General features: G+C 63.6%; 18 protein-coding genes. 14 read left to right on the forward strand and 4 right to left on the reverse strand.

Going from position 1 to position 26,691, the window contains the following annotated elements:
• Positions 1 to 31: 31 nt before the first annotated feature.
• Together ACQP1G_RS20305 and ACQP1G_RS20310 are read right to left on the reverse strand one after the other, a co-directional pair.
• Entirely contained in the window at positions 32 to 874 is an 843-nt protein-coding gene (locus ACQP1G_RS20305) for a class I SAM-dependent methyltransferase (protein WP_433206569.1), read from the reverse strand.
• A gap of 7 nt (positions 875 to 881) precedes the next feature.
• The gene (locus tag ACQP1G_RS20310) at positions 882 to 2,291 is read right to left on the reverse strand and encodes a cytochrome P450 (RefSeq protein ID WP_433206572.1); all 1,410 of its coding nucleotides are present in this window, start codon (positions 2,289 to 2,291) and stop codon (positions 882 to 884) included.
• A gap of 375 nt (positions 2,292 to 2,666) precedes the next feature.
• On the opposite strand from ACQP1G_RS20310, the gene ACQP1G_RS20315 reads away from it, so the two are divergent.
• The 4 genes from ACQP1G_RS20315 (at position 2,667) to ACQP1G_RS20330 (ending at position 10,648) form a co-directional block, all read left to right on the forward strand.
• A complete protein-coding gene (locus ACQP1G_RS20315) occupies positions 2,667 to 5,231 on the forward strand; it encodes a helix-turn-helix transcriptional regulator (protein WP_433208684.1) in 2,565 nt (854 codons plus the stop codon).
• A 1,110-nt stretch (positions 5,232 to 6,341) separates the two neighbouring features.
• Positions 6,342 to 7,955 (forward strand): FAD-dependent monooxygenase, encoded by a 1,614-nt coding sequence (locus tag ACQP1G_RS20320; protein WP_433206575.1) that lies wholly within the window; start codon positions 6,342 to 6,344, stop codon positions 7,953 to 7,955.
• On the forward strand, positions 7,952 to 8,518 hold the full coding sequence (locus tag ACQP1G_RS20325) for a hypothetical protein (protein ID WP_433206578.1): 567 nt from the start codon (positions 7,952 to 7,954) through the stop codon (positions 8,516 to 8,518). The genes ACQP1G_RS20320 and ACQP1G_RS20325 overlap by 4 nt, the downstream gene beginning before the upstream one ends.
• Before the next feature lie 1,356 nt (positions 8,519 to 9,874).
• Positions 9,875 to 10,648 (forward strand): DUF6545 domain-containing protein, encoded by a 774-nt coding sequence (locus ACQP1G_RS20330; protein WP_433206581.1) that lies wholly within the window; start codon positions 9,875 to 9,877, stop codon positions 10,646 to 10,648.
• 33 nt (positions 10,649 to 10,681) lie between these two features.
• Here the strand turns inward: ACQP1G_RS20330 and ACQP1G_RS20335 are convergent, their stop codons facing one another.
• Positions 10,682 to 11,101: a hypothetical protein gene (locus ACQP1G_RS20335; RefSeq protein ID WP_433206584.1), complete on the reverse strand. Its 420-nt coding sequence runs from the start codon at positions 11,099 to 11,101 to the stop codon at positions 10,682 to 10,684.
• Positions 11,098 to 11,850, reverse strand: a complete 753-nt coding sequence (locus ACQP1G_RS20340) for a helix-turn-helix transcriptional regulator (RefSeq protein WP_433206587.1) — start codon at positions 11,848 to 11,850, stop codon at positions 11,098 to 11,100. The genes ACQP1G_RS20335 and ACQP1G_RS20340 overlap by 4 nt, the downstream gene beginning before the upstream one ends.
• Positions 11,851 to 12,804: 954 nt before the next feature.
• On the opposite strand from ACQP1G_RS20340, the gene ACQP1G_RS20345 reads away from it, so the two are divergent.
• The 10 genes from ACQP1G_RS20345 to ACQP1G_RS20390 all read left to right on the forward strand — a co-directional run bounded on the left by ACQP1G_RS20345 (position 12,805) and on the right by ACQP1G_RS20390 (position 26,681).
• Positions 12,805 to 14,016 (forward strand): cutinase family protein, encoded by a 1,212-nt coding sequence (locus ACQP1G_RS20345; RefSeq protein WP_433206590.1) that lies wholly within the window; start codon positions 12,805 to 12,807, stop codon positions 14,014 to 14,016.
• 91 nt (positions 14,017 to 14,107) lie between these two features.
• Positions 14,108 to 15,559: an MFS transporter gene (locus tag ACQP1G_RS20350; protein WP_433206593.1), complete on the forward strand. Its 1,452-nt coding sequence runs from the start codon at positions 14,108 to 14,110 to the stop codon at positions 15,557 to 15,559.
• Positions 15,559 to 16,917, forward strand: coding sequence for a cytochrome P450 (locus ACQP1G_RS20355; RefSeq protein ID WP_433206596.1), 1,359 nt, complete (start codon positions 15,559 to 15,561; stop codon positions 16,915 to 16,917). Before ACQP1G_RS20350 ends, ACQP1G_RS20355 begins: the two co-directional genes overlap by 1 nt.
• Positions 16,914 to 17,882 (forward strand): alpha/beta fold hydrolase, encoded by a 969-nt coding sequence (locus ACQP1G_RS20360; protein ID WP_433206599.1) that lies wholly within the window; start codon positions 16,914 to 16,916, stop codon positions 17,880 to 17,882. Before ACQP1G_RS20355 ends, ACQP1G_RS20360 begins: the two co-directional genes overlap by 4 nt.
• Before the next feature lie 351 nt (positions 17,883 to 18,233).
• Entirely contained in the window at positions 18,234 to 19,442 is a 1,209-nt protein-coding gene (locus tag ACQP1G_RS20365) for a GAF domain-containing protein (RefSeq protein WP_433206602.1), read from the forward strand.
• 541 nt (positions 19,443 to 19,983) lie between these two features.
• Complete coding sequence (locus ACQP1G_RS20370; protein ID WP_433206605.1) at positions 19,984 to 21,360, forward strand: acyl-CoA dehydrogenase family protein; 1,377 nt, start codon at positions 19,984 to 19,986, stop codon at positions 21,358 to 21,360.
• A 1,485-nt stretch (positions 21,361 to 22,845) separates the two neighbouring features.
• A complete protein-coding gene (locus ACQP1G_RS20375; protein WP_433206607.1) occupies positions 22,846 to 23,082 on the forward strand; it encodes a hypothetical protein in 237 nt (78 codons plus the stop codon).
• A 205-nt stretch (positions 23,083 to 23,287) separates the two neighbouring features.
• Positions 23,288 to 24,208 carry a hypothetical protein gene (locus tag ACQP1G_RS20380; protein ID WP_433206610.1) on the forward strand — a complete coding sequence of 307 codons (921 nt, stop codon included), beginning with the start codon at positions 23,288 to 23,290 and terminating at the stop codon, positions 24,206 to 24,208.
• A 29-nt stretch (positions 24,209 to 24,237) separates the two neighbouring features.
• The gene (locus tag ACQP1G_RS20385) at positions 24,238 to 25,737 is read left to right on the forward strand and encodes a cutinase family protein (protein ID WP_433206613.1); all 1,500 of its coding nucleotides are present in this window, start codon (positions 24,238 to 24,240) and stop codon (positions 25,735 to 25,737) included.
• A 41-nt stretch (positions 25,738 to 25,778) separates the two neighbouring features.
• On the forward strand, positions 25,779 to 26,681 hold the full coding sequence (locus ACQP1G_RS20390; protein ID WP_433206616.1) for a hypothetical protein: 903 nt from the start codon (positions 25,779 to 25,781) through the stop codon (positions 26,679 to 26,681).
• Positions 26,682 to 26,691 lie beyond the last annotated feature (10 nt).

Below are 26,691 nucleotides of genomic sequence, written 5' to 3' on the forward strand. Positions count from 1 at the left end.
CGGCACGGTGATGGCGTGCCTGTTGGTGAAGTCAAGCCGCGTAGGCGTGGATCACGTGTGGTCCCGATTCTGTCGGGCGGGCAATTGCCCGATCATCGTAGGTTGCCACCAGCTCTGATCCCGACTGGTCGACGATCTGCTTATAGCCGAAAGACTTTAGGAGGGAGCTGATTTCGTCGGCGGTGAAGAAGGTATGCCACGGTTCCCCAAGGCGTGCGGTACTTTCGGCGCGCGCCTGAAGCTGGTCAGTCGTGTGCTCACGTGGTGTCGAGGTAACGGGGTAGAAGTAGTCCAAGACAACTTCCGACCCTGCGTGGTCGGTGATGTAGCTGAGGGTGGCATCGACTGCGGGTCTGGTCAGATAGACCGATACACCGAGCCAGATGTACGCCGCACTGCGGGTGCGGTCGAGGCCTGCCTCGGCGAGTCCGTCCGCGAGTGTGGACTGGTCGAAATCGATGGGGACGAAGGTCAGCGAGTCCGGAATCACGATCCCGGACTTCCTGAGTAGGTGATGTTTCCAGGTTTGGGTGTCGGGATGATCGACCTCGAAGAATTGGACATTCTTGTGGGCATTGCGGTACGGGGCCGTATCGAGTCCGGCACCGAGGATCACCACCTGTTCGGTTCCCCTGGCGATGGCGGCTGCCGCGCAGTCGTCGGCAAATCGCGAGCGTGCTGCGATGTACAGCCTTCGGCGACGAACTACGTCTGGGTGGAGCCCGCGGTCGAGGTCTGTTTCGGGCAGGACTGGTTCACCGAGGATCGGCACGGCCAGTGGATCATTGAATATCAATCCGTTCTCGGCTGTCTGGTGACGGGCCCTAATGTGGCCGATAGCTCTCGCGGTTTCACTTGGTCTCCCGTTCTGCATGTCTTCGTCACCCTCTCGTCGGTTGGGAATCTCGCGGTCTGGTCCGCTGTGCCTGAAGGATCGGTTTGGCGCGGGGGAACACGACCGGTAGCGCCTCAAGCGCCCGCTGAAACGGGCCTGGCCGCAACCCCAACTCCTCGGCGGGTTTGGCCAGCCTGATCTCGGGGACCAGGTCAAGCAGGTAGACGAGTGCGTCGACCGCGAGCTGGTACGCCACGTCTCGGGCAGGGCAAGCGTGGTTGCCGGTGCCGAACGCGAGATGGGACCGGTTGCCGGTGCGATCAACGGCGTCTGGATCGGTGTGAGGGCCAGCAATGCTCAGCTCGCCATCGGCGTCCGGATCGAGATTGCAGGCGAGAATGCAGATGACGACCGGCTGGTGTGCGGGCAGCCAGGTGTTGTCGACTAGGACCGGCTGCTTCGGGTAGGTGATGCAGAAGTTGACCATGGGCGGGTTGTTGAACAGCACCCAGTCGACGGCGTCGCGGGGGGACAGGTTGCCACCGAGTACGCTGCCGCCGAATGAGTCGTCGGTTAGCAGCAGGTACACGGCGTTGAGGATCAGGTTGCGTGTCGCCTCGATGCCGGCGCCATAGAAGCTCGCCAGCTGGGCGACGATTTTCTCGTCGCTCAGTTTGAGCGGATGGTCGATCAGCCGCGTGGTCATGTCGTCGCCGGGCTGGTCGCGCTTGTGCTGCACCAATTCGCTCAGCGCATCGATGAGCATGTTCATGCCCCGCTCTGCTGAAGCGGTGCTGTCGAAGCGGGCGGCCATGCCAGCGGTGACTCGTTTCCCGATATCCGTAGGGCAGCCGATGAGATTGTTGAGTACGGCAAAGACCAGCGGGAGCGCATACTGGCTTGCGAGGTCGGCGCTTCCTGCCTCGATCCAGGTGTTGACGATTGCAGTGGCGAGATCTTCGACGGTGGCATGCATCGCGTACAGGTCGACTGGGTCGATGGCGGCGCGGGATACCTCCCGCAACCCAGCGTGCTCGGTCCCGTCGGTGTACCGCGCGGCAGGCCGCCACGCCAGCATCGGCAGCAGGGGACAGTCCTCGGCGACAGTCGCCTCCCACTGGCGTGGATTGGCCGGAAAGTGTTCGGGGTCGAAGAGGATCCGCACCGCTGCCCGGTAGCCGAGCACGAGAGTGGCCGGTACGCCCTCCGCCAAGTTGATCGGTGCCAGCGCCCCGTACTTTTCCCGCAGCTGCTCGAGTGCTGCATGCGGATCGCTGGTGTACGTCTCATCGGCGAGCGAAAAACGGTCGTCGTCCGTGTCGACAGGAGACCCATGGGCCACAGGACAACTCAACATAATTCCCCTTTTGGACAGCGTCCAAGCGTGCACGGGCCTGGTATTGGTCTCGTCACTTGTGCGAAATCGAACGCAATTGTTTCGGCGGCCGAACAGCACCTTGCCATACCCACGGTCGCTACCGGAATGGGTGACCTACCCAAAACGCACCCCCATATTTATCAATTCATTTTCGAATCCGTTCACGACGGTGACCGGCAACGGCTCACCAGGGAAGTGGCGCCTCTCAATGCAACGAGAAGGCCCAGAGTGCCGCGCTTTTCGGGGCGTTTGTCCATCGTCGGCCCGAAATCGGATGAATCGTTTCGCGCGTTGGCTGGGGAGTGCGCACCCCCATAGGGTGCTACGGTAATGGGGGTCCCCCATTAGTCACCCATAAACCATCCACTGGCGGGGATGGGTGAGTCCGGTGAGAATTGTTTGAATACCGCTCGGCCGCTTTGACGTTATAGTCAGTGGGTGACTAAACCTGGGGTGGGGAGCGCAGTTCCGACGCGGGGCCAGAGCTTCGTCGGACGTGCGGAAGACTTGCAGCTCATCAGTGGCCTGCTCAGGGGCGGATCAGATCGGATGATCACTCTGGTCGGTCCTGGGGGAATCGGGAAGAGCCGTCTAGCGGCCGAGGCTGGCAGCCTGGCCGCGGCCCGCGGTGTTCAGGTGCATTGGGTACGACTGGCGCGACTGCCTGTGGAGTCGGACTCCGCAGTGGTGGAGTTGGACGACGCGGCGATTGAGTCTGACTACGCGGCGGTGGAGAGGGAAACCGCGGACGCGGTGATCGGGGCCGACTACTCGCGGAAGGATGCGTGGGACGCGTTGGTCGAGCGCCTCGACCAATCAGACGAGCTGGGGTGTAGTCGGCGCGTTGTTCTCGTGCTGGACAACTGTGAACACGTGCTCAACGGCTTGCGGATTTTGATCCCGTCTCTGCTCGATGCCGTCCCGGGGCTGATCATCCTGGCTACCAGCCGCTGCCCGACAGGATGGATCGACGAGCGTCTGATCCCTGTCAAGCAGCTACCAGAAGCCGACGCTGTGGCCCTGTTCTTGCAGCGTGCCAATCTCACCGGCTGCGCCCCGATTCGCCCAAGCGAGGAAGGTGTTGTTGCTGAGATCTGCGCCCACGTCGGTGCCTTTCCCCTTTTCATCATGTTGGCGGCGGCGAGGATGCGGCATCAGTCTCTGAGAGGTCTCCGTGACGAGCTCACTGGACGTCCAGGCGATAGGCGGCTGGGATGGACGTCCGGGCCACGTTCGGGAGTCGACACGCGCCATCACAGGGTTTCCAATGTCATCGCCTGGTCCTACAACCTGCTCGGCGACATGGAAAAGTTGTTGTTCGAACGGCTGTCGGTGTTCGCGGCGGCGGGAGGCGGTACCGAGAGCGACCCAGGCAGCACCACCGCAGTGGGTGCGGACATCGAGGCGATCGAAGCGGTCTGCGCTGACGAGCAGCAGAGCAGTGACGACGGGCAGGTGACGCTACCGAGGCACGAGATCGAAGGACTTCTCGAGCGACTCGTCGACCAGTCGCTTGTCACGATCCACATCACCAGCAGCGCCGTTCGATACTCCCTGTTGGAGAGTCTGCGGCTGTTCGCGGGGGACCGGCTCACGCAACGCGGTCCCGATGAACGCGTCCGCTTGGCCCGTCGACACCTGCACTACTACCGGGACACAGTTGCCGACGCCGCACACCATTGGTTCAGCCCGGCCGAGCGCGAGTTGCTGGACGGGATCAGGGCAGCGTGGCCCAACATCGTCACCGCGATCGAGAACAGCACCACCACGCCTGGCGAGGCCCTCGTGGGTTTGGAGATCTGCCGCGATCTGATTCGGGTGCGGGAGCCCTTCCTGCAGGGTTCGATCCGCGAGGTCTCGCGCTGGACCGACCGGTGTCTGAAAGCGAGCCAGAAGCTGACGCCGCAGCCCGCCGATGTCCAGCTCGAGGCCAAATCGGCCGTAGCGTGGATGCTCGTCCGGCAAGGCCAATCCGACGAGGCCACGAGCCTCTTTGAGGAATGCATCATCTCCTACGTACCGGATGGTACCGACTGGCGGCGCAATCCTGCGGCACTCGAGGACCTGTCCGCCGTCCTTGATTTGGTGTTGGGGACGCGGATGTTCATGGCTGACCAGGATCCCTTGGCTGTCGCCGTGCTGCTGCGGGCACGTCGAAAATTCCTCGACAGTGGCGACTACGGTGCCGCCGTCCTGGCCGGTATGTTCGCCGGTTTGGCTGCGGCTCTGCTTGACGAGACCGGCGACCGCGCCATCGAGATCTCCTGTGACACGGTGGAGCGTGCCCGCCAGTCAGGAGCGAAGTGGGTGACATCCTGGGCTTTGCTGGCGTGGGCCGTGACACTGACCAAACATGGCGATCCCATCGAAGCGGCGGAGGTCCTGCGCGGCACGCTCAGGGACCAAATGGACATCGGCGATCAGTGGGGTGCGGCATGGTCGATCGAACTGCGGTGCTGGGCCCTGGCGGCGATCATCGACGGCGGCACCGCTGATCCTGTGCTTGTCGCCACTGAAATCGCCCACCTCGCGGGAGGTGTCAAGACTCTGCGGTCCAACTTGGGTGTCGACATCGGCGCCATGGGTACATTCGCGGTCGCATGCCACGACGCGATCAAGACCGCGCGTGGAGTACTCGGCGACGTCGTCTTCATCGCCCAAATGAACCGCGGTGAGCGGGACCTGCGTCCGTTCAGCGACGACGTGCATCGGCTTGCATTGGGCGACCTGATCCTCGACCCCTCACCCGCACTGAGTGAGACCGCCACCGATCCGGCGCTGGGGCCCTGGGGTAGTTTGAGCCGGGCAGAGAAGGACGTCGCAGTTCTGATCGCGGCAGGTCACAGCAATCCCAAAATTGCCGACCTCCGTGGCACAACCCACAAGACTGTCGAAAAGCAAGTTCAGGCGATACTCAACAAGCTGGGCATTTCGTCGCGGGGGCACGTCCACGAATACATTCCGGCGGGCCACAAGCCGCGTCCAGATGGGCACCACAGTGCCCGGCCTCGTAAATAGCGGCATCGCGGCCGTCGTCGTCGGGGCGACTCATCTTTGGCAGCCCAACTGGGAAGACGGTCCATGCCCACCACGGGGATCGGGGCAGGGCGCGTGAGCCAGTGACGGGTGGCTAGACAGGTGAATTCCGGCACCGATTACAGACCATTTCGGACACCGTTCTGCCACGCGGCGGGACGCGATGTGCAGACGAATCTCGACACCGCCGAGCCCAAGAGCGCCGTCGGGGCATTCGCCCCGACGGTCCTGACCTCCTGGTCCGGCTCCTGCGCGAATCGGCTGAGGGTGATGTCGGAATTCGTCTGTACCGACTCGCCCGGATCCCGGCCAATGCCGAGATTCCTCGGTAGTTGGTGTCGCAGATGGCCTGTAGAGCCGGACGGGAAAGTCTTCTTAGTGCGGGTCTTGTGATCGGCAGGGTGGACATGCAGTAGCGCACGCGAGCGTGTGATGGCGCGGTCACTGAACGTACTTGGTTTCAACTCTGGGCGCCTGCGCGTAGTGCAATGCAATTCGGGTGGCGTTCCGTAGTCGAGGTAGCCGGTGCGGGCACCGGTGGTGCACGGGGGAGTTACGACGGGCTCGCCGACTGTACTCGGTCAGCGATGCGTGCTGCCGTTTCAGCGGCTCATGTGACGTGACACGCGGACGGCCCATCAATGCCGGGCATTCTCGCCTTCACCACCACGAAACGGACACGACGCACCGTGCCGGAATTCGCCCGGCGATCCTCAATACGCACCCCCACGTCCACCCATGCGCGTCTGACCGCGCGGGCATCGAGCTGTGCTGCCCGACTGCCTGCTCGACGAATTTTCGGTGCCTTCGCTGGTCCGGCGGTGGATCAAACCGCCAGGTACAGGAATAAATTCGTGACGGATGGGTGAGTAATGAATGGGTGGTTTTCTGGGGGATGCGTGGGGGTTCCCCCATTTCAAATTTATCCAGACTATGTGACAGTCGTGTCGTCAACACAAAGCAGCCTCTACCAGGAGAAACGCGCGAGCATCGACGAAATAAAGACTTTTCATTTCGACCATCAGATGAAATCCGATCCCGGTTTGCCGATCACATGTTCACCGGGAGTCCGGCATGGCGCAAAGGAATTCCATGTCTCTGTCACGATCCGTTACTTCGTGCGATGCGACGCTCATCGTGGGCGCTGGCCCCACCGGACTGATCATCGGCATCGAATTATTGTCCCAAGGGTTGCCGTGCCGTCTCGTCGACAAGCGGTTGCGCCCCGCCGACAACTCGCGCGCGTTCACCGTCCAGCCTCGATCTGCGGAGTTACTCAACCTGCGCAACCTTCTGGCACCTTTCCTCGACGTCGGGAAGAAGCACCGGGGTATGGCGATTTTCTTCCGCGGCGTGGAGACCGCCGAGTACATCGACTTCACCGAGCTCGACACCCCGAACCCGTACATCCTCATCGTCGAGCAGCAAGACACCGAGGCGATACTGCGGGAAGCGTTCGAACGGCTCGGCGGCACGATCGAGTGGGGCACCGAGCTGGAGTCCATCACGACTGACCCTGACGGCCGGATCACCGCCGTCCTGCACCATCAGAACGCTCGGCGCAGCGGCCGGGAAGTGACCACCCCGGGATGGGTGGTCGGGTGTGACGGAGTGAACAGCACCGTCCGCACTCTGAGCGGATTCGGCTTCGATGGCATCTCCTATACAGGGACACGGTTCCGGATGATGGACGTGTACATGCGCAATCCGCCCCAAGGGTGCAGCGAATGGATCGAATACCGGGTCGACCCCGAAGAGATGCTGCTCATCACCGAGCTGCCGTCGGCCTACCGCGGGCTGATCAGCGATAAGCGTGACGCTCCCCGGGCCAACGCCCACCCCGATCCCATCGCCACCCGTGCGGCGTTCCAACGCGTTGTTAGCTCCTGGCTGCCCGATACAGTCCTCGGCGAGCTGAAGTGGTGCACCGAGTTCGACATCATGGCCCGCAGGGCGAACGCTTTCCGCCGCGGACGGGCCCTGCTTGTCGGCGATTCGGCGCACGTCTATCCCCCGACCGGTGGCGTGGGGATGAACACCTGTATTCAAGCTGCGTTCAACCTGGGCTGGAAGCTGGCCGCCGTCTTGGGCGGCCGCGCCCCGGAATCGCTGTTGGACACCTACGAGGCCGAACGGCTCCCGATCGCTGACCAGGTGGGTGAGGCCACGGACATGTTGCGTGCCATCATGTTCCACGGTCACAGTATCGAGGCTCGCCTCAGAATCATGCGGGAGCCGGACTTCCATTCCAAGGCCGCCGAGCTGATTGCGGGACTGGGCTTTCACTACCGTGACGTCATCGCTCAGCCCGGTCTGACACCGCTTGCCGGTCTCACCGCCGGGGACCGCGCCCCCAATACCCCCATCACCTCGACAAGGGGCGTGCACGATTTGCTGGCCCACCCCGACTACACCCTGATGGTGCTACAGGCCCGCCCACACTCCACAGTGGCCGACGATGTCGCCAAAGCCGTTGCGCCCTTCCACGATCTGATGCGAACCGAAGTGATCGCACCACCCGAAGCGGGGGCGAATGCTCCGGCCGGTGCTCACGTCGCCGACAATCCCGGGATTTTCGACCGCTACGGCCACCACGACAAGGACACGCTGGTTCTGACCCGGCCGGACGGGCACATCGGTTTCCGGTGTGGAGCGGACGAGCTGGCCACAGCAATCGCGACGTTCAAGGATGCGGTGTTGACGTGATCTCCCAAACCCGCCATCACGCCGTTTCTTCTGGCGCATTGCTGCTCGCCGACGACGTCGGCACAGGCCGTATGCCCACCGAATGCGGTCTCATTGACACCTGTGCCGCCGCGCCGATGCGGTCCACGTGTGAACGGGGACCGTGGCCGTTGAGCGCGCTGGCGACACAGCATCCGCACCCCATCGTCGTCGGACTGCTGCGCCCAGACCTGCGCGCAACCGGGAATCGCGCGGCCGCGCAGGCGGTCGTCGACGCGGAAGAGATGGAGATCCGCGCGATCGCCCTCCAGTACCAGTGGCGAATGGCCGCTGTTCTGGGGCCGGTGGGTCTACAGCCGAAGACCGACACGATCACCGATCCGATCGAACACCTACTGAACCAGGTGCACCACCACCGCGCCGACGCCGTGGTGGTGCCCCACCACCGGTACCTGACCGATCTGCAGGGGCGCAACTGCCTGGAGGCTGTGGGCCGGGCGTGCGCCGTCGCCACGACCTCGCCAGAGGAATTGTGGCCCTGCACGGCCGGTGTCGCAGCGGTCCCAGCGAGGGCGTTGCCATGATCACGATATGCGGCCGCTCGACATCGCGGCACCGTCTCTGTAATCGGCGTGCCGGAGGGTGGTGATCGCGATGTCAGGATGGGACTCGGTGTGGACGGTCGTTGTGGTTATCGCGGTAATAGGCCCTCTGCTGGGCCTGTTCGTCGTGCTCGCTGGCGTTGCACCGACCACGACAGCTGTACCCCGGTCGAGCAGATCTATCGGATCGATAGCCGCCACCTGTCAATCTGTCCTGCCGATGATCTTGAGCCACAGCGCCCCGGATCGGGCATTCACGCTCCCGGAGGCACAGCGTGAATGCCGCCTGCACCGGTCATGCCGCCGCGACGAGTGCGCTCGGAAAGCAGCTGCGTATCGAGTAATGGTGGCGGCCAAAACGGTCCAGCCCGCACGAGAGGCGTGGCTGTGATATCCCGACTCACGCATCGCACGAGATCACCTGAAGCGCGTGGCCGCGCAGCTCGATTCCCGCATGTCGCTAGGAAGCAGTCCCGGCGACTGGCCGGGCTACACGCCAAACACCTTGCGGTATGGGTCAGCTTTGGGATTGCAGGGCCTTGTAGTGCGGCCACGACGGTATCGATAGCAGCGGGCACTGGTCCTGGGCACGGCAGCTGTAGATACCTACACCCGGTGGTCCGGGGCTGTGCCTTTGGTGCTGGCTTGGTGCTGTTTGTGCTCGCCACGGTCGTCGCGGTAGCAGCGTCGGCTCGCCGGGCTTTGGCGTGTTTGGAGGTGGTGTGCTGGGACTGTTTCGTTGCTACGACTCGCCGGAGCAACTGTGGCCGCGAATACAGCAGCCAGCCCATTCGGACAGTCCCGGGTAGTGCTGACCTGAGTTCGAGAATTGGCCATTCGAAGTATCGGTCGGGCCGCGGCCGAAACTGGGGTTCGAAATTCAGCTCAAGTCTGTTCGACCCGTGATCTGCTCGGCCTGGTGCGTGCGGTGAGCTGTGCGGGCTACTGCTTCATCCTCGGACCAGATGACCGCAATCGAATTAGTCGTATCCACTCTGTGGTGCTCGGGGGAGCAATCAATTGCGTAGCGTTGGACGAGGACCGGGTCCGTCTGCCATCGACGTCTCCATCGGTGAGCGGGAAAGTGAATATCTGGACTGCAGGCATTGGGCGGGGGCTTGGCGTGACCGCCCAACAGGTTCGGAGAGCAAACTCAAAGCTGAAGATGGTCTTTCGTCGCCCAGGCGAGCCCATGACGCTGCAGTGGAACCTGGGTGCGCCAGGCACGCTCGCCACCCCCCAGTGTGCCCGCGAGAAGTCCTGTCACACAGTATTTTTGGCCGGGGCCCGGCAACCGTGGGTGGCGGCGCTCGCCGATCAGGCAGTCTGCCGCATCCGATGGTGAGTTTGCCTGGACCGGGGTTGTGGAAAGTTGACGAAATCTGTGATTGGTTCGGCGAGCAGACCGGCTTGCAGATAGACGTTGCTGCATGGCGAACGACGATGGGTTCGCGACCAAAAAGCGCGGCATTGCTGTTACTCGAGGATCGCCTCGTGGTTCGATACGACGGGCGGCGGTCACTTCGGCATCAGATCCAGCAGACGATGCACGAATTCGGTCATGTCCTCTGTGATCACTTGGGAGGCAGGAGGTTCCAGAGCAGCCCAGGTCTGTTTGCGACGAGTCTGGACGCGGCAGCGCTCGCTGCTGCTATGCAGCGAGATTCCCTTGACTCTGAGTCCGAGATCCAGGCGGAGACGATCGGCACCCAGCTTGCGCTCATGACCTGCGAGGTCGCGCGGTTGTCGCCAGGAGGTTCGCACGGTGCTGAGAGGCGTTCGCGAATCTTGGAGCCGCTGTGGACGGCACTGACGGCGGTCGTGCCGGAGGTTCGGCTGGGTAACTCTGGGCACCTACGATCGGCGATCGTTGTAGAACACAGGATGCGTGTCGAAATCGAGGACGCGATCGTGGCGCTGGCCCCGATCCTCAACTTATCCGGTCATGCAAACGACGAGGCAGCATGGGCTCGCGCAGTTGCAGAGGCGGTTGATCGCGCAGAGTCCGGGGCCGCGGCAGATGCCGTCAGTCCGGCATGGCCGACAGATGAGCGCGCTGTGCTCGCCATCGCGAAGGCCTGGACCCGACTCGATATGGGTAGTTCTCCTTAGGACCTTCAAGATCAGTCGATGTGCTTCGGTGGGCTACGCCGTGTTGCGCACCGAAGCCGTTTCCTGGGATGTGGGTTCCTTGAGTACTTCGAGGATCTGTTCGAGGGTGTCCAGGTCATATGAGCTGAATGCCCTGCCTGCGATATGCAGCCCACGATCACGTAGCAGGATGAATATTTGGATGAAGAGGTCGATCTGATTGACCTCGGGACCTTCATCGTTTGTCAGATAGATGGGGTCTACGCCGAACTCAGCGGAAAGTCCCTCGGCGATTTCGACAGGCAAGTTCGTGAGCTGTCCAGAGCGAGCCTCGCTGAGCATCGCACCCCGGACCGCTGTGCCGATTCGCCGGGACACCGTCCGGGCGACATCATCGGTGGTGCGTTCGGGTTGGCCGTAGTCGTGCCTAAGCTGGAACAGTCGGTTCAGCTTGATCTCGAGTGTCAGCATCATCTTCCCTGCGTGCGGTTTGCGAATTGTTCGGCGTAGCGTGCCTGATCTTCTGGAGGTATGTGCTCGGGCCGTCCGAGTAGCCATCGGAGGTAGGCCGATTCATCGCGGTCTTGTTCGTCGTCGGCGATCGGCGGTCGTACTTGTACGGCTAGGAGGGTCGCGATGAACTCGCCATCATCGTGACCGGCCGCGCGGCGGCCTTCGACCTGCGAGACGACGAATGCGCGCAGTAAGCGATCGGTACTACGACCGATCGCCTGCCGCAGCTCCCTCAACTCGGGGTCATCGCTGGATTGCGCCATCTTCTCGAGTCGCTGGTCGGCCTCTACCAGCTCGATGAGGGCTTTGAGGGGGAGCTCAGCGCGAAAGTCGGTCGTAGGCACGCGCGGCGGTGGTGCGGGGACCGGGTCATCGGCGTTGACGGGCAGCTGTTTGAAGTTGTAGAGGTTCAAAACCGAGCCCGGCACATAGCGGTAGGCCTTATCGAGTCGTCTGCAAGTGTCTCCGCGCCCGGGTGCCTTCTTCCCAGCCTCGATGTCGTGCATGGTCTGTCGCGACACCTTGCCGAGACGGGCAGCTTCGACCACCGTGAGTCCAAGGTGTTCTCGTCGCTGCCTCAGGATCTGCCCGTACTTCTTGAGCTCATCGGGCGAAAGCAACACCTGACGCGAGCCATCCGCATCACCCGATGATGAGACAGCATCCGCGGATGTCTCCTCGGCCGCGCTCTTCTCCCCACGCGTATCCATTTGTCCACCTTAGCAGTCATGTCGAATCATCTCAGGGCATATGAGTCGTCTCGCGCTGTCCTCTAGTGACTTGAAATGTCCAATATTGCTTGCATTTGAAGTCATCTCCACGTAGCGTCCTTCATGTCAACACGGACTGAGGGACCTGGAGGGAGGGGAACCAATGGACATCTTGAACGGACTGAGCGCGGGATCGGGCATCCTGGCGAACGGCGCTTATGTGCTCAACACGCTGGCCAACTTGGCCGGATTCGTCCTGTCGCTGATCCCGTAGCTTCACCACGGTTTGCGACAGGCATGTGACCGGCCTTTGCGGCGTATAACTTCCCCCACGAAATGCGCCGCAAGGGCCGTGTCCTTCTCGCACGTGCTTACCGCGCAAGGACTTCCGCCGTGTTCTCGGCGGTATTCAGAATCAATTGGCTCGCCGATCTGGGGTATCTCTCGGCGGTGTATTTCCGTGCATGCGATACGGCGAGCCGCTGTTCTGCATTCGTAGGGGATCTTGGACTTTCTGAAAGCCCCTTCTGCACAACATGTTTCGCCGAGTCTGTCGACATCGTCGCTGGCGATAGCTGTATGCGGCAGTCGCAACAGGTGACGGTTGTGCGCACCCACACAGTGAGGACGACCGTTGCTGCGCTCTATCGCCACGAACGAACATCTTGGAATCCACAGCAGATCTGTCGGGATATGCCCCGCGGACGACGAATCGATGCACCTACTGTCAGCTCGCAGTGACCGATTCGGTGCTGTCAACGAAATAGACAGCATAGTAGAAGGTTTCGGCGCCATCATATCCGATCACGGCGAATGTGGCTGCCTGTTCCTGGCCGGAACCTCGCATCAAGGTCTTGTGGCGGAAGTGGAAGCCAAATGAGCAAACTCCGCGATCGTGGCAAGCGGGTTTGTGCGGGGAAGCCGTCGACCTCCAGAGTCGGACCAGGACGAGCTGTGGCCACTGTCTTGACATTGACTGCGACGGCGATCCTGACCACGACCTCCGCTGCCGGCAGTGCCTACGCGGTGCCGATCGCAGCTTGCCCGGCCCTTTATGTCATTGGCATCCAGGGCACTGGCCAATCGTCACCGACCGCGGACCCCTTGGCCGATAGCGGTGTGCTCGGCACGCTGATGGCTCCGGTTCTGGCTGCGGCGCCTGGGCTGGTGCAGCGCAGCTACATCAGCTATCGGGCTGGGTTTGGCGGGATCGTGCCCGGTGGTGGGCCAGATCCTTATGCGGCGTCGGTGCGCGATGCACGCAACCAGCTCGACGCCGCGGCCGCGCAGGTTGTCGCGGAGTGTCCAGGTAGTTTGATCGCTGGAGTTGCCTATTCCCAAGGCGCACAGGCGATGTCGGCGTTCGCACAGGATGTCGGCGCGGGAGTTGGGCCCGTGCCGCCGGAGAAGATCGCTGCGATCGCGATGTACTCCAATCCGACTCGGCTCGAGGGCAGCCCAACCTTCCCGGGTCGGCCAGGACAAGCCGTGCCCGACCCGGCACCGGGTACGAACGGCGATGCCGTGTCGCGGATACAGATCATCAGCGGACCGGCCAGTGGTAGCGGGATTGCCAGCACAGGCGTCGGGTACGGCATGCTCGCAGGCCGCGTCATCGACATCTGTGTCGACGGTGATCTGGCGTGCTCGGCGCCGGATAATGCCGCGCTGCTGCGGATCGGCGCCGAGATCGCAGCCCAAGCCAACTTGAATGACCCGATCAGCGCAATCGCATCGATCAGTGCGCTGTTGTCCGACGCTCTGGGCGATGCTTGGACCACCATTGTCCTCAACGACTTCCAAGTCGGCGGCGGCAACGTCGACTACATTCCGCAGCAATCTCTTTCGACGCGTTTGATCGATGCAGCTGACCCACGAACAGCGGCACCATCACCACAAGACGCCGACACCGCAGCGGCCCGGTGGAGTGAGGTCACTGCCGCCGTCGCGAGCAACCCCCTGATCTTGCTGCCCAGACTGGTTGGGCAACTTGGGGCCGCGTGGGCACAGTTACTGGCCGACAATGCCGCCCTGGCGAATCCGCTCGTTTGGCTACATTTCGCGGACACCGTCGCACGCCACAACGGTTACGCCGCGAGGGGGCAACTGGCTTCCGGTGCCGCGTGGCTCACCGCCGTCGCCTACGACATCGGGAGCCGATCATGACCGCGGCGTCGGTGTCGGCTAATGCCCTTGGCCCGACGGTGGCGGCTGATTCGCTGCGCCATAGCATCACAGAAGCTGAAGCGTCATGGGAATGACCAACGCCGACCGCCGTCCCACTGGTCTGGTGATAAGCCGGGCGGTGCTGGTACTCGGTTGCGGTGCATCGTTTTTGAGCTTTCTGGATGCCGCCATCGTCAACATGACCTTCGCGCCGATAGCTTCGGCGTTTCCCGGCGTCGCTCCTGCGACGCTGACGTGGGTGGTCAGCGGTTATGCGATCACCTTCGCCGGACTGTTGGCCGCTGCCGGTCATCTGGCGGACACCATGGGACATCGGCGAGTGATGTTGGCAGGGCTGGGCGCGTTCACAGCGGCATCGCTGCTGTGCGCGGTTGCGCCGACGGCCGGTTGGCTCATCGCTGCGCGCTTCGCACAAGGCGGGGCGGGTGCGTTGCTGTTGCCGTCAGCGCTCGGTGCGATGCTGACCGCTGCTGGACCGGCGAAGGCAAGTCGAGTGATCGGCGCGTGGTCCGCCTCCGGGGCGTTGGCGGGAACTGCTGGTCCCGCGATCGGGGCGCTGCTCGTCGACGTTTGGGGATGGCGAAGCATATTCGCGCTCAACATTCCTTTCGGTGTCGCCCTGTTCGCACTGGGGGCTTATGTCCTGCCCGCCACAACGAGGCGAGACCGAGGTCTGCCCGATGTGACGGGCGCGGTCATTCTGTCGGCTGGAATCGCCGCCCTCGTCGCAGCCATTACTGAAGGCCACCGTTGGGGCTACACCAGCCCGCTTACCCTTGCGGTGGGCGCCACAGGAATCGTGGCCTCGCTCTGGGTAGTGCGACGCAGCCACCACCCACAGCCTGCCCTAGCGGTGAGCTTGTGGCGCTCACGGTGTTTCGCGCTGAACACCGTGGCCTCCGTGGCGCTCGGGTTCGCGTTGTTCGCCTACCTGCTGGCAATCCCGATGTTCTTCGTCAGCGTATGGCACCTGAGTTTGCTGCAGAGCGCGGCCTGCGTCGGTGTCGGTGGAGCGGCCGCCATGGCGGCGGCCGTGGTGGGCCGTGCCGCGACTGCGGTGACGGCGCGATGGTACTGCGCTGGCGGGTTTGTGGTGGTAACTGCCGCGTTCGTGGTGATAGCCAGCGCCCTTGGCCCGCACCGTAGTTGGGGGCTGTGGGTCGTGGTGGCGATCGCACAAGGCGGCGGAGCCAGTGTGGTGATCATCGGGCTGTCGGTGATCACCGCGGCCACGGTGCCCGTGAGTCACTCGTCGGCGGGGATGGGACTGATGTTGGCTGCGCGCCAGAGCGGCGGTGCCCTGGGCGTAGCGGTCGTTTCGGCGATTCTCGTGCCAGGCCGGGACGTCCTCAGCTCCGTCCACGAACTTTTCGGGCTGCTCGCCGCCGTGACTGCTGCCGCGGCACTCCTGTCGACAACGCTGATAGCTCGCCGTGGTGGCACCGATGTCGCCGCGGTCGGGCAGTCGACCTCCTCACCGGCACCGTCGAGCTCTGAGAACACCAGCCGAAGGAGGCTCTGATGACCCGGAAACCTGTTGCTGTGGCCTCGCATGCCACCGATTTCCCCCCTGGCTCTCGATTGCCTGTTGTGATCCAGTCGCTGCTGTATGCGCGGCGGCGGGCGTGGTGGCTGCGACGGCTGATGAACCGGCACGGCGATGTGTTCGCGATCCGGGTACCGCCGTATGCCGACGAGTTGGTGGTCGTGTCGAAACCGGAGCACGTCCGAAAGGTCTTCGCAGCCACCTCGACCGAGGTCCACGGCGGTGAGGGCAATCATCTGATCTCCGGGCTCCTCGGATCCACCAGTGTCATGGTGGCCGACGAGACTGATCATGCGCGATTGCGTCGCCTGCTCATGCCCGCGTTCAACGGTGCGGCCCTTCGCTGCTACCGCGCCGCGATCCAGGAGATCGCCGAATCAGAACTCGACGCGTGGGCCGGACACGAGCGCGGACATGTAGCGGGCCTGGAGCGGATGAACGCATTTGCTCTGGAAACGATCCTGCGGGTCGTGTTCGGGTTGACCGATCCCGTTCGCCGAAGCCAGATCACACCGCTGATCGAGCGAGTCGTCACGATTCACCCGCTCGTATTGGCAGGGCTGAATTGGCCGCGGTTGCGCCGATTCGGTCCGTGGGCCAGCTATCAGCGCATCGAAGCCCAGATCAACGTTCTGCTCGATGAGGAGATAGCCGAACGCCGCGCCGATCCAGGGGTGGCAGAGCGCACCGACGTACTGTCGCGGCTCCTGGCTGTCGGCACCGGCGACGCGGCGACCGACGTGGCGTTGACGGACACCGAGATTCGCGATCAGCTCATCACTCTGCTGTTGGCTGGCCACGAGACGACCGCCAGCGCGCTGGCCTGGACCCTGCACGAACTGGCCGCTCACCCGGTCATCCAGGACAAAGCACGTCGCTCTGTCGCCGGGGGCGACGACAAGTACGTGGATGCGGTGTTCAAAGAAGGCCTGCGGCTGCACACCATTATCGGCGGCACCTATCGGCGACTGACGACCGACCTGCAAATCGGTGACTGGAGACTCCCCGCCGGGATCTACGTCACGACCAGTTCGCTGCTCACCCACCGTGACCCCGAAAACTACGACGACCCAACACTTTTTCGCCCGGAGCGTTTCCTCACCGGGCAAGTCCCTACGCACGCTTGGTACGCGTTCGGTGGAGGGGTGCGCCGCTGCCTCGGCGCGCAGTTCGCATTGCTCGAAGCTCACTGCGTGCTGCGCGAGGTGTTGAGCCGCTACACCCTGTCGCTGCCCGCTGGCGCGGCACCCGAACGCCACCACGTCCGCAATATCACCCACGTCCCCGCCCATGGATCACAGCTCGTGGTCACCGCTCACAGGAGAACGTCTTGACCAGCATCAGAATTCACATCCGGCCACTGAGCGTGCACTCCGAGGATGGTCTTCGGCTCGACGCGACCGAAGTGACAAGTCCAGCTCCCGCGGTGACTGTCATCTATATTCACGGTCTTCTCGCGGACAAGACCTTCTGGGAGCCGCTGATCGAGGCCCTGACGCCGTTGACCGGGCACTGGGCGTCACACATCGCCTTCGACGCGCGCGGGCACGGTCGCTCTGACAGGCCGAATCGACGATCCGATGCCGACTTCGGGCGGCTCGCAGACGATTTGGCCTGCGTGATCGACCACGTCCCCGGCCAGATTGTGCTGGTCGCCCATTCCATCGGATGCTTCACCGTCCTGGAATACGTTGGCCGCCATCGGCAGCAGGCGTCGCGGATCGTTCACATCGTGCTGTTCGGGGCATCCGGTGAAGAACCATGGTGGCCAGCGTTGCGGACGTTCCGACCCGCCTCCGCCACGTTGCGGTGGATGCGCCGTCGCGGCCCACTGGACGCGGTCAACGCGGCCGGACACCGCGTTCTGGCAGCGCGACTCCGCAGCCTCGCCACCCACGCCAAACCCGGTCGAGCCCAACTGATTCCGAGCACCGAGCCAGTCGATCCGCGAGTCACCGCTGACATCTGCACCGCGGTCACGAAATTCCGGCTGGCCACACCGATAGTGGATGGACTGAACGAAATTCGGGTGCAGCTGATAACGGCCGAGTACGACAAGGTGGTCCCTGCGGCACAAACTCAGTATCTGGCCACCCGGATATCTGGCGCAGTCCTGTATCACCTCGAGGACGCGGGTCATTCCATGCCGCTGTCGGATCCCGACCGCGCGGCCGCGGCAATCGTGTCGTCCATCGCTCGGTACAAACCCTTGAACGCACCTTCGCCTGCGCTGACATCCGCCGTCGAAGTCGCTGCTGACATAGGCAGCGATGCTACGTCTGCGGGCGGACAGCGATGAGCCACGACAATATTGCAGTCATTGTGGCGGCCACGTTGGCAGTCGTGGTGGTGGTCATGTCAGTGATTGCGGTGCGTGGCCCGCGCCGCCTGGACGTAGTCGACGTTGCACACTCAGCGGCGCACCCCGGTTCGGGCGGCTCGAAGGGTGCTGTCTGCGCGTTCTCGGCGACGATGATGCAGAGGCGATGAGCATGGCGATCCAGTTCGTCATTCCCGCCGCGATTTCCACGCTGGTTGTCATCGGCAACGTGGGCGTAGCAGTACACGGTCATCGACCCCGCCGACTGGGTGCACCTGTCCGCCGTAGCGGCCGATTCTGTGCGTCGACATCGCACAGCGGTAGGCGCAGATGAATGCCTCGAGGCCCCAAGCCCAGCACACCGCAATATCGGATCGAACTGATCGCGACGAATCCGGCGACGGTCCAGGCACTGCCAATCCGTGGGTATTGGTCGCGACATTGGCGGATCGGAGGACCTGGTGGGTCGTCGCCGAGGGCGCGCAGCCCAGACGATGGACACGCCTGAGCAGGACTCGAATTGCCAGCAGCAGCAGTATGAATCAGCATCTTGTGCCGATGATCGGGCAGGCGATCAGTAGCGGCGAACCTCAGATCCGTTCGTGCAACCTGTCCTCCGGTGTGCGGATGCAGATCATCGCGGTTCCCGTGGTCGGACCGAACAATGAGGTATTCGCAGTCCACGTGTGGGGCGGACCCCGGTTCCAGCCTGTTCCGCCCCGGCCCAGTGTCGGAACGCTGATGTGCCGGAGCCAGAAAGGTTTCACGACGGCGGATTCAACATTCGAGGATCTGATCGACGCCGACGCCATCAAGACGCCAGCACGGGCATTGCCGGAGCTGATGCGGCACTTCGAAGGTACCGATGACACAGCCGGCCTGATGAGGCTGTTCGACGAAACACCCGAGGGGCCAACACTGTGGTGCGCAACGGTGGTGACAACCGGCGTCGCAACGAATACGCGCAGAAACCTTTTCATCGCTGCCGCAAGTGTCCCCAACGGGCATGGACGGACAATCCGCGCCATCGCTTATGCCATCAGCAATGAGCACGACGCCCCGTCGCCAACACTGTGCGCGAAATTGGTGAGCACCCTCCCGATCCAATCCCGTCACGCGGTCGGGATCACCGATCTCACAACGGGCTTGGTGCACCAGTGGATCAAAACCGGTCCGCCCCCACTGGACCGCTGGATGTGCGAGATCCCCGAGACACATCCCGATGATGTCGCCGAAGTGGCCCACACCCGCGCCCGGCTACTGGCAGGCGTCGAACAGGCCGACATCCGATTTCGCCTCCGCTTCGACACATCGTCCTGGGTGAGCGTTCATGCCCACCTCGCCGTGCTCACGCGCGGAATCTCGCCTCAAGCCTGCCTCGACGTTCGCCTGGCCACCCGAGCAGCAAAAGGTACTGATTCCCGACGACCTACCGACCTCAACTCACATAGCCGACCGATATCGGAGGTAGCACCCCGCCCATCGCGTCGCGCGCGATCCCGGTCGCTGCAGACCGGAGGACCCCGCTCGATCGAATGAGCGAGCTATTTCTCCCGCGCGGTCCACCACCGCGGGTGACGGACGACGTCACCGACCTCCCTCAATTCCCACAGATCAGCCACCACACGACGTTTGGAGACTCATGACCACCCACGCCACCCGCGGCGGCAAATCTTATTGGCGCTCAGTACATTCCAGCCGAACAAGGCGGCCAACGAGTATCGCATTGAGCCGGTGCATCGCTGGCGATGACCAGAAACAGCGTGCGTGGGTCCGCGCGCTGCTGCAAACCCTGGACGATCGCCCGGTCCCCGGACGAACTCACAGTGACGAAATCCGCCGCGGTTACGAGCTGCTCCGTGAGCTTGTCGCCGGACTCGGCGGGTCCTCACGCGCAATAGCCCAGGATTTCGGGCTGCTGTGCGCGATATATGACGGTGCAGCGGTCCATGCGCCGAGGCTGCTGCCATTTTTGAACCACTTCAATCTCGGTATCGGGACCATCGACAGACTCGGCACCGACGAGCCCTATCAGCTCAGCTGCCTGGATGAACTGGACGACGTGCGCGCGGTCGGAGGATTGGCGGCCACCGAACTCGGCTACGGCACCAACCTTCTCGGGCTCGGGACCATCGCAGTCTGGCACCGCGACGCACGGAAGATCACGCTACACACCCCCAGCGCCGAGGCGATCAAGATGTGGCCGAACGTCGGGTTGGCGGGGGTCGCGAAAACGTTCGTCCTGCTTGCCCGTCTCATCGCTGATGGCCGCGACGAAGGTGTCTGGCCCTTTGTGGTGCGCCTGCGGACTGGCGATCGCGTCGCTGACGCTGTCGAAATCGTGTCGTTGCCACCGACAACTCTCGGCCCGCCCATGGACCACGCCGCCTTCTGCTTCGATGCAATGGTCCTGCCAGAACATGCCCTCCTCAGTGGGCCCTCGGCCGGATTCGACGAGCACGGCGAATTCCGTTGCGACCTCAGCCATCATGAGCGTTTTCACCTCAGCTCCGCAGCCCTGCGATCGGGGCGGGTGTTGTTCGCAGGCGCCGCGCTGGCCAGCGCGCGCGCCGGGTGGGCGATTACATGCCGTTACGCCAATGAGCGGCCCACCTCTGGTGAGATCCTGTTGGCCGACCGCGACGGTGCACAAGAGTCTCTGGTGTCTTGCGCAGCGAGCCTGTACGCGCTCACAGCGCTAACGAACCTTGCTCGGGCACGTCACGAAGCACGGGATCCGAGTGCAGCGATTCTGGACATGCTCATCAAACCGGCCGCGTCGGAAACCGCTCACACTGTTCTCGAGACCTGCGTCGAAGTATGTGGAGCACAGGGGATTTCGGGAGCCAACCTCATCGGGGACTATCTTCTGCGGGTCACCGGCATCGGGATCGCCGAAGGCGCTAATCCTGCACTCAAGGCTGCCACCGGCCGCGCACTATCGCGCATGGACACATCTGATCTGTACGTCGAGCCGCGGGGCGAACAGTTGCCATGGTGGCACAGCATGCTCCACGAACGTGAGCAGACGATCACGGCCGAAGCCCGAGACAGGGCCCGGACAGGGGCGAGTTCTTTTCGCCCCGATTCCTCAGCAACCGAGGTCTATGTCGCGACTATGGAGCGAATGGCCGCGGATGCCCTCTCGGCACGCGCTGTTGCCGTGAAGGATCCCGAAGCGGTCGCAATAGCTGATGATCTGGTAGCGGTCTACTGCCTGGAGCGAATCAATGCCCATGCGACCTGGTTCACCGCACGCGGCCAGCTTTCCAAGGAACGTGCCCTAGACATGGAATACGCACTGTCGACCCGGTATTCAACCCTTACCCAGCATCTGTCAGATCTGGTCGACGCTGCCGATGTCCCCGGGTTACCAGCCGCCATCGATGCCAACAGCTACATCACCGGGTGGCTCGACATCCTCAACTGGCGGCACCGATTCCCCAACACCAAATGAAACCCGAACAGAACTCCGCGATGCGGCAACTCCCGATCTCCACTGCCGTCACCGTTCACACACGATCACAGTTCTGGAATATCGACAAATACTTCCCCGTGCAACGCAGTGCGCCGGACATTTGGACCGCGCCAGCCTCACCATGTTCGACGCGCAGTGCCGACAAAAGCGTCGGCTATGGCCGATATGACCGCGTTGCTGGCTGAATCCCCACTGCAGCGATCATTCTCGACTCAACACCGATATCGCTGACCGATGCCGGAAAGTTGAAGTCGCACACTGGCCGTAGCTGTGGCGCCAGTGCTCGCGGCTGGCGACGAGGCGATATCAGCGCGTGGCCATCAGTGATTGCGACAGGCGATCAGGAGACCTGAATACAGCGTGGACGCAGACAATTAGCGCTGCTGAATGGCAGGCAACATGAGTCCCGCTGTGAACGAAAAACTTCGGGCGTCGGCGCGCAGTGGCTCCAATCGGTCAGAGGCGGATGGCAGTCAACGACGCCCATATGGACGAGTGATACGGGGCGCAGAAACCATTGCGACAAAAGGAAACTCGGCATAGTATGGGCAGTGCGCCCTAATTTCGATGGGTTTCCCGGATCTCGCTGGTGGCGGGTCCGGATGTAGCGCCGACGAAGTCAGGCAACTTGCCGATCCATATCGTGGCCTAACCAATTTACGTGTCCCCGCAGTGTGGTTTTCGCAGGGAGCGACTCCGGTAGTCCACGACCACCGCATCGGTGATGACTCGATCGGATAGTGCTGAAACCTGTTGAAGATCAACGCTGTTCATCGAAATGAGGCCATCGGAGATATGAACGAGGTCGGACACAATCCACCACTGCCGAAAGAAACGGCGCATCACGCGCCGAGCGCATCCGAGTCGGCAGCCTGGACACGAGTCGAGCTGTATCTGCGGGCCGCGTCGGTCGCGAGCCTGTCGGAAGATGAGTTCGTTCGGCGAGTGCGCCGATCCGGGATCCCTGTGTGGCCCATCGGAATCGGAAGCGATGGGATGCCGAGCACGTATGTGGCGCAGGTCGCGGGCGGGTCGGGTCTTCGGCGCTCCGATACTGAAATTCGCACCGACCTGTCTTTGAGGGCGCTGCGTGGCCAGTGGGAACCCGGACGCCTTTCGCGCCGCCACGCTATCAGCGAATGGCACGGTGTGCGCCGTCCATCTGCGTTCGACCGGGACCGAATCCTGCTGTCGCATCCGGCGATGTGGTCACGAATGTTCGCCGATGCCGGGCAATTCAATGACCAGCTTCGCTCACGGCCAGCCTGGACGGGGGACGATCTGGCGTGGGCCGCTGCCCGGTTGGCTGGAGTGTTCGCCGTGTGGTCGATCCGCGTCGGAGACCGGGCGGGTGCACCGTTCACGGCGGCCACTCTCGAGTTGGCGCGTTGCGCGCAACACCTCCCACCTGAGGACGACGCTGTGGCCCCACGCCGGCGCCGAGCTCGACCGAACCTCGGTCGAGTGGCATTCGGCCTGGCCCAACTCGACCGCGCCACGAGCGATCCATCAGACAAATCGCTGCTGCTGCTGGTGCGGCTGGTCGGCGGGCTGCTGGAGATCGCGAAGGCTCACCGGCCACATGATCTGGCCCGCGCGCTATCGCTGGCACGAGTCGGGACGTCGTTGGATGGCGTCTGTGAGCAGCTACGGGTCGCAGCTCATCGCCGCGAAAACGATCGCCGAATGCGTGGCGATTGATGTCGGCGACATGGCTTCCGATCCGTTCACACCGCTGCGACGGCCCTAGCTCGGAGCAGCGTTATCCCCGGCTCGGCCTCGACCGAGCACGAGTAGGGCTCGGTGATCGGGGGCGCCGTCCGAAGACGGGACCGTGCACACGGCAATCGCCCACCGGTACAAGCGAACTCGCGTGGGCCCACCAGATCAAGCGAATGAGGACTCGATGAATATCCGACAGCGCCCTTTGCTGGCGTTCGCAGCGCTGCCTGTAGTGGCCGCCTTGATCGCTGGACCGGCCCGTGCCGAGCAGCCAGGCCTGGAGAGCCCGGGCCAGGGCCAACCTGGCCTGAGTACGGCCCCGACACCACCTGCGCCCAAGGACACACCGACTGTTGTCGATCTGATTCCGAACCCGCCGCGGCCTCAACCCGTGCAGCAGACCCAGCCGCAGCACCTCGTGCAGCCGCCTGCCACGCCTGCGGTAGAGGACGAACCAGACGAAGAGGACGCCCCCGGCGACCAGCAACCCGCGCAGCCCGCCGAACCGGAACCACCCCAGCGCACGCTGCGCGTGGGCACCGAAGAGTTCCCCGTACCTGATTGGGTTCCTCCGGAAGCCCAGGCTGTTGGCCAGGATCTGGCAGACAAAGCCGAATGGTGGGCGGCGGCAGGATTCGACGCTCTCGGCTTGTCGACCGAGGAGTCCGACCGCAAGGCGGCAGCGACGATGGTCGGTGGAGCGGCAGGGTGGGCTGTTGGCGCGAACGCTGGCGGCTTTGTCGGCGGTGTGGCGGGCTGCTTTGCGGGGATGGCGATCGGCGGTGTCGCAGGCGGTGTCATCGGCGGTGCGGTCTCGGGGGGAGTCGCAGCTCCACTGGGTGCGTTTGTCGGCGGGCTCGGAGGATGCATCGCCGGAGCCGCTGTCGTCGGAGTCCCATTGACGGTCGCCGCAGGAGTGGCGGGCGCGGCCGTCGGTGCCGCAGCGGGCGCAGCACTGGGAACCGGTACCACCACACCGGCCGAAGACGACATACCGCCCGGGCAAGACACAGCCCCTGGGCAGGACACAGCGGTAGCAGATGCAGCAGGAGACGACGAACAAGCCGTCGACGTGCCAGCTGCCGCTGGTGAGGAATGCTCGTGATCGGCGCTGCCGTGCGGACAGTGGCTGCCATGGTGGCAGCCACTACCGCAGTGCTCTTTCTTGCGCCTTCGGCGAAAGGCGAACCTGCACAACAGGACTGCCCGCAACTCATGGCGATCGGCATTCAAGGCCCTGGCCAGGCAGCCGATGACACCGGCCCGAGGACCGACTCCGGGTTGTTGGGCGAGATCTTTCGCCCGTTGGTCACCACCGAGGACGGGGCGTTCGAACGTGTCTACGTGCGGTTTCATGCAGAGGTGAACGCCGTCACGGCCGAGGGTGGCCCAACTCCCTACGAGCACAGCGTGGAGCGAGCGGTAGCCGCAGTGCGCCAGACGGCCTCGGATTTCCTGGCCCGCTGCCCCCAAAGCCGCATCGCGGTCGCCGGCTCCGCCCACGCCGCACAGGTGGCATCAGTATTCGCCCAGCAGGTCGGGCGCGGCGGCAGCGGGATCGCGCCGGACCGGATCGCGGCTGTGGCGATGTTCGGTGACCCCACCCGAAGCGCGAACACCCCGACATTGCCCGGCGCCACGGGCCAAACCCGCCCCGATGTCGCGCCGGGCACCGTCGGGCAGGCCGTCACAGGGTTGGCGGCGCTGTCACAACAGCCCGCAACGGGTGGTGGCATCAGCCCCACCCGCACCACCAGCACCGGATTCGGCAGCCTCACCCGCCGCGTGGCCAGCTTCTGCGTTTCAGGTGACTTGGCCTGTGACGCACCCGAGAACGCCCCGATTCTCAAGGTTGTTTCCAATATCGTCGGCGCGGCAGGCGACGCGGGTGGTGATCCGCTGCGGGCGTTGGCATCGGTAACCCAAGCGTTGGCGTTCACCGCGATCAAAACCGTGACGAATGTCGTCAACAACGACGTGCAGGGAAATTCGCTCGCCTCACTGTCGTTGGCGCCGAACACATCGCTGTCGCAGCGGGTCGCCGAGGCCAGCGACCCGCGCACCCCGCTCGACATCAACAACGTACTGAAGGCGGTGCTCAAGGTCGGCACCATCGCGATCAACGCGGTCGTGACCGTCGCCAAAGCGGTTGTCACACCGGCGAACATCGCCGAAATCGCCGCTGCGGGACTATCGAATCCCGGCGCTGGTTTGGCAGTACTCGGACAGAAACTTCTGGGCGCGTTACCTCAACTGATTCCGCCGTCGACCGGCACACGACTGGTGGGGCAAGCATTCCAAGCGGTGGTGTCCAACGTGACCGATAACGCGGCACTGATCGACACCACCAACTGGGTGAAATTCAGCGACACGATCGACCGGCAAGGCGCATATCTGAACACCCCGATCACCGAGACCGGCCAAGCACCAGCGAAATACACCACCGACTGGTTCACCGCGATCATCACCGACCTCTCCGCCTCCCCGGCGACCCGGTCGAGTCCAAGCGCCCCGTCACCCACCACAGCACGCGCACCGGCCAGCACCGCGCCAACGACCTCACCAACACCACAGCCGACCGCAGCGCCATCACCCGGTGTGAGCGCCGCAGTGCCACCGGCGACAGCGGGATAACACCCGCCGACATCGCACCACGCCAGATGAGAGGAGACCAGTTGATCGACAACAGCCACCACAAGCCCGGCGCTCACAACATCGACCGTCCCTCCGCGGAATGGGACGACAGCGCCTGGACAGAACTGACCGGATTCGGTTCCCTCGCACCGGAACTCGCCGCCGAACCCCAGTCTTCCGAGAGCAGCTACGCAGCCTGGCTGTCAGCCGAACATCACGACGACCAGGACAGCGGTCGCGACATCATCGACACCGCCGCCGCGCACGCGATGGACGAGAGCACCGGATACGCCGTCTGGTTGCCGCGAACAGAGGACCCTGACCCCGCCACTGTAGTCGACGCACTCGACATCGACGACCACCCAGCAGCACCAAAGGTCCGCGAAGCGTTGCGCCCCACACGGTTTCGCGGCCGAGTGGGGATTGCACTTGTGTCCACCCTGGCCTCGGCCACCGTCATATCACTGGGAGCCTGGGTGCTGTCGACGACATCGATCACACGCTCCGATCAGGACAGCGCCCCACAACCAGCAACAGCCACGGCAAGTGTGGCAGGGGGCATGAGCACATCTGCCGCGCAATGGTGCGAGATCCTTGACAGCCCTGAACGCGTCAGTGGCAACGGAGCGGGTTCCCGTGACTCCGGTCCGCAGGTGATCCTGGCACTCGAACACACCTACTACGTCGAGCGGACCGCAGCGGCGATTCGGGTACTGCTGGCACCTGAGGGTCGATTCGGCACCGACGAGGAAATTCAGGCCGGGATCGATGCGGTACCCACCGGCACCACCCACTGCGTGAATATCACCGCGGCGGGCACCGATCGCTGGTCGGTATCAATCACCGAACGACGCCCGCTCGGCTCGACAGTCGTTCACCACCAACTGATTTCGACAACTCAACGCGACGATCGCAACGTGGTCGCCGCGGTCGAACCCACATGAGGACCGGGTG

The organism is Nocardia sp. CA-107356 (assembly GCF_050946365.1).
Lineage (GTDB): Bacteria > Actinomycetota > Actinomycetes > Mycobacteriales > Mycobacteriaceae > Nocardia.